At 59.2% G+C, this 4,301-nt stretch carries 3 protein-coding genes and 2 pseudogenes; 1 reads left to right on the forward strand and 4 read right to left on the reverse strand.

Annotation, left to right across the window (positions count from 1 at the left end; translation table 11 throughout):
- Positions 1-95 precede the first annotated feature (95 nt).
- Positions 96-880: pseudogene (locus EVC45_RS43565) on the reverse strand (IS5 family transposase).
- Positions 881-1,014: 134 nt separating this feature from the next.
- Here EVC45_RS43565 and EVC45_RS43570 point away from each other — a divergent pair.
- The gene (locus tag EVC45_RS43570) at positions 1,015-2,121 is read left to right on the forward strand and encodes an IS5 family transposase (protein WP_373683131.1); all 1,107 of its coding nucleotides are present in this window, start codon (positions 1,015-1,017) and stop codon (positions 2,119-2,121) included.
- 485 nt (positions 2,122-2,606) lie between these two features.
- Here the strand turns inward: EVC45_RS43570 and EVC45_RS43580 are convergent, their stop codons facing one another.
- The 3 genes and pseudogenes from EVC45_RS43580 to EVC45_RS43590 all read right to left on the reverse strand — a co-directional run bounded on the left by EVC45_RS43580 (position 2,607) and on the right by EVC45_RS43590 (position 4,181).
- Positions 2,607-3,137, reverse strand: coding sequence for a TIGR00645 family protein (locus tag EVC45_RS43580; protein ID WP_129964231.1), 531 nt, complete (start codon positions 3,135-3,137; stop codon positions 2,607-2,609).
- A gap of 170 nt (positions 3,138-3,307) precedes the next feature.
- Positions 3,308-3,818, reverse strand: a pseudogene (locus tag EVC45_RS43585) (IS6 family transposase); the annotation flags it as partial.
- A 9-nt stretch (positions 3,819-3,827) separates the two neighbouring features.
- Positions 3,828-4,181: a hypothetical protein gene (locus tag EVC45_RS43590; protein WP_248295520.1), complete on the reverse strand. Its 354-nt coding sequence runs from the start codon at positions 4,179-4,181 to the stop codon at positions 3,828-3,830.
- Between the last annotated feature and the right edge of the window lie 120 nt (positions 4,182-4,301).

Genomic DNA, 4,301 nt, shown 5'->3' on the forward strand with positions numbered 1-4,301 from the left:
ATGAAGTAGAAGTAGTTTTGTCGGGCATTGCAACACCTTATACGAGATAAGTGTTGCACCTCGCTTTTGAGGCCGCCGGGTGTTAGCCACTTTTGCTAAGGGGGTGCAAAGTGCACAAGCATAAGCACGGAGAAGACGACGAAGTGCAAGCCAGCCAGAGTTTCTGGGCAATCGCTCGTAGTCTCTTGCGAGTCGGCGGAAGCGGTTGAGCCAGCCGAAGCTGCGCTCAACCACCCAGCGGCGCGGCAACAGCACGAAGCCCTTTTTCGCCTCGGGCAACTTGATGACCTGAAGTTCAATCCCTTCGTCAAGCGCCGCCTGCGCGGGCTCTTCGCCGGTATATCCCTGATCCGCGAACGCCACCTTGACCGTCTGTCCTGTAGCCTGCTGGACCTGACGCGCCAGTTCTCCAACCTGCGCGCGCTCCTGCTCGTTGGCCGGCGTCACATGCACCGCGAGCAGTCGTCCCAACGTGTCCACCGCCACATGTACCTTTACGTTTGTACCCGTCGTAGCCTGCGCGTGCGCCGCTTTCGCACGTCGACTGCAGCGTACGGCCATCGAGGATGACCGCACCGGGTTGACCACGGCGGTCCTGGGCGACACGGATGATCGAACGCAAATCGCTCACCATGGCCTCGAAGCAGCCCGCCTGAATCCAGCGTTGCGTCTGCTGGTAGATCAGTTCCCACGGCGGAAAGTCATTGGGCAACAAACGCCACGGGGCACCGGCACGTACGATCCAGCGCAGCGCGTTGAACATCTCGCGCAGTTCGTAGCGGCGCTGTGGTGCGTCCTTGTTCATCAAGGTCAGGTACGGAGCGGCGAAGTACCACTCTTCATCCGACACATCAGTTGGGTAGGGCCTGCGTTTTTTCATTCCGTCAGGATACCAGGTCCGACATAAACTGCCTAACACCCTCTAGCAGGCTGTTGAATTTGGGTCCCGTGTAAACGGGGTTTGAGGGACGGGCGTTATGGATATCGTGTTCGTGATCTTTGGCAGCGGATGCGATGCGCGGAATGGATGAGATGCAGGAACCCCTGTTCACGACGGTCAAGCTCGAGGACTTCGTCCCGGCAGATCACCCGTTGCGACCGATCCGGTTGCTGGTGAATGACGCGTTGAAACGGCTCAACGGGCTGTTCAGCGTCATCTACGCGGACACCGGCCGTGCCTCGATTGCGCCTGAGAAGCTGATGCGGGCGCTGCTGTTGCAAGTGTTCTACTCGGTGCGCAGCGAGCGCATGCTGATGGAGCAGATGCGCTACAACCTGCTGTTCCGCTGGTTTGTCGGGCTGGCGATTGAGGACGCCGTGTGGGACCACTCGGTGTTCTCGAAGAACCGCGACCGGTTGCTCGAGCATGAAGTCGTGGACGCGTTCTTCACCGAAGTCATGAGCCTGGCGGACAAGCGGGGCTTGCTGTCGAGAGACCATTTCTCGGTGGACGGCACGCTGATTCAGGCGTGGGCCAGTCACAAGAGCTTCCGCCGTAAGGACGGCCCGGACGATGGTCCGCCAGCCAGCGGTGGCCGCAACGCCGACACTGACTGGAAAGGCGAGCGACGTAGCAATGCCACGCACGAGTCGACTACTGATCCGGAGGCGCGATTGTTCAAGAAGAGCCACAAGAGCCCGGCCATCCTGTGCTACCACGGGCACATCCTGATGGAGAATCGCTCGGGGCTGGTGGTCGGCGCCGTGGTCAGTCACGCAGATGGCTTCGCCGAGCGGGCCAGCGCATTGCAATTGCTCGATCGCGTGCCAGGCGCTCATGCGAAGACAGCTGGTGCCGACCAGGCGTATGACACCCGCGACTTCGTGAACGATTGCCGCGCTCGCAACGTGACACCGCATGTCGCGCGCAACGATGAGCGTTGGGGCGGCAGCGCAATAGACGGCCGCACTTCGCGGCACGCGGGCTACCGGATTAGCCAGATCATCCGCAAACGAATCGAAGAGCATTTCGGCTGGGGTAAAACGGTCGGTCGGATCCGGCAGACGGTCTATCGCGGTATCAAGCGCGTCGACCAGCACTTCAAGCTGACGATGGTTGCCAGCAATCTGACCCGCATGGCCCGAATGCCAGGGGTGGTGCCGCAAGGAGCGGCGCGATGAGCGGTCACGGCGTGAAGACTGCGCGCCAGCAGGGCGGCATGCGTGCGCATGCGCCGCGCGGATCGCGCGGCAAACCGGTAATTCAGCGGGAAATTGCACGCGCAAGTCTCCTGAACGTAGCTTCGGTGTCGTGACGGGGCGCTTTTCAACAGCCTGCTAGGTTCAAGCGATTCGGGAGCGCCGCAACCCCGATTTCAGGAATCGGGTTGACGCATCGCATTCGCAAGGGGCAGTTCGATCTCGCGAAGCCCGGCCTCAAGGAGGCCGCTGCGCCCGCCGTATGGAATGCGGTCCTCTTTGATCGATAAACTTTCCATCCTATATGAACTTTCTCAACCCGCTTACCTATTTGCACCAGCACCCGTAAAAGCTCACCTATGTCTATTTCCCCGTCGACAGTAACTGTCCGACAAGGCGGGATGCTGGGGTAAGCAGGAACGAGTGGGCAGCGTGCCGTTCATATCCACGCTGCTTCGTGCGCCCGATTAATGCTGGTCGGCCTTCGCTGCGACCCAGTCCATGACCGCGAAAAGCACGCCTGACACGATAAAGGTCAGATGGAGAATCACGAGCCAGCGAATGCGTGTCACGTCAATCTGCGCGCCCACCGCAACGAGTTCCATGAATGCGCGCAGCAGTGAGATAGCCGAAATGGCAACTATGGAGCCGATCAACTTCATTTTCAGGCCGGAGAAGTCGAGCTTTCCCATCCAGGCTGGTCGGTCTTCGTTCTCACCGGTATCGATCTTCGAAATGAAGTTCTCGTAACCCGAGAAGATAACGATCAGCACGAGGTTGGCGGCCAGTGACAGGTCGATCAGTGAGAGAACCGCGAGAATGATCTGTTCGACGGAGGCCGTAAAAAGATTGCTCAGCGAGTGGAATAGTTCGACGCCGAAGGCGTAGAGCAACATCAGTAAGGACAGACAGAGCCCAACATAAAACGGGGAAAGTATCCATCGCGAACGAAAGAGCGCGGTTTCAAGCAGCCCTTCAACGTCGTTGTGTCTTTTCATGCGAATCGCTCCATTGGGTTTCGGCCGAGGTAATCGCTCAATTGCATCGGCGGATTTCGTGCGCATTATGTCCGCGCACAAAGCGCGCCGCAATGCTCAGGGCTATGCATGAGCCGGAGTGCCGCGCGTCGGATAACAATCGCTTGCGGCACTCCAACCGGAAGATGACGATTGATCCGCGCGCAGGCTTTCACGAAGACGTGCTTGACGTGAGCCAGTTCGGCAATCTCGGCTTTCGCCGCCGGAATTGGTAAGGACCTCCCGTTCCCGTGGCGCCTGCACCTGCGCGGCGCCTCACCACACGAGGCAAGCATGCGCCTGAAAAACCGCTTCGCTGCTGCCTTGTCACGGCGCTTCTGTAGCAGGATATCGCGTTCAGCACCGTGTTGATCGACGGCGCGCCACAAGAGGTAGGCTCACCGCGCAACGTCACAAATACTTCGTCAAGGTGCCATGTGGCGCCAAGCTTACGACGCGACGCTTTCACACGGTGTGCGAAGCACGCACCGAACTTCTCGCACCAGCGCCGGACCGTTTCGTAGCTGACGATAACCCCGCGCTCGAACAGCAGCTCTTCGATATCACGCAGGCTGAGCTGACATCTGAAATACCGGCGCACGGCGCAACTGATGACCGCGCCGGGAAGCGATGACCGTGGTAAAACGATTTTGCATTCTTCATCACGAAATTTTACCCGACCATCTCACCAACGTGATAGCGCCCTTTGCGGTTGTCCCGGCAATCGTACACGCCATCCAGGCTCATGACCGTGCCCCGTAGATCCAGCCCCACCGCACGGGCGATGCGCGTGAGGCGCGGCAGCGCTTCTCGTAACAGCGGCGATTCATTGCGATTGCCCGGTGCTCTGACGAACGGTGCGATCACGTTGCAATTCCGGTCACACAGGGCAACCACCTTGCAGCCCTTGAGCTTCTTGTGGCCGCTGAAGCCGAGATTGTCGCCGCCTTTCTTTGCCGCGGTTGTGGTGCCATCGCCGTGGATGATGCGCGTGTCCAGACGGTCGTCGCCATGAAGCCTGAACACCGAAGCCTGGAAAACAGCATCAAGGCATCCGTCCGATTCCCAGGGCTCCGGTGCAAATAGGTAGCGTGGTCGAAATAATCTTTATAGATTTGGATACCTTATCGATTGAACAGGACGGCG

It is taken from the genome of Paraburkholderia sp. UYCP14C (assembly GCF_004197395.1).
Taxonomy (GTDB): domain Bacteria; phylum Pseudomonadota; class Gammaproteobacteria; order Burkholderiales; family Burkholderiaceae; genus Paraburkholderia.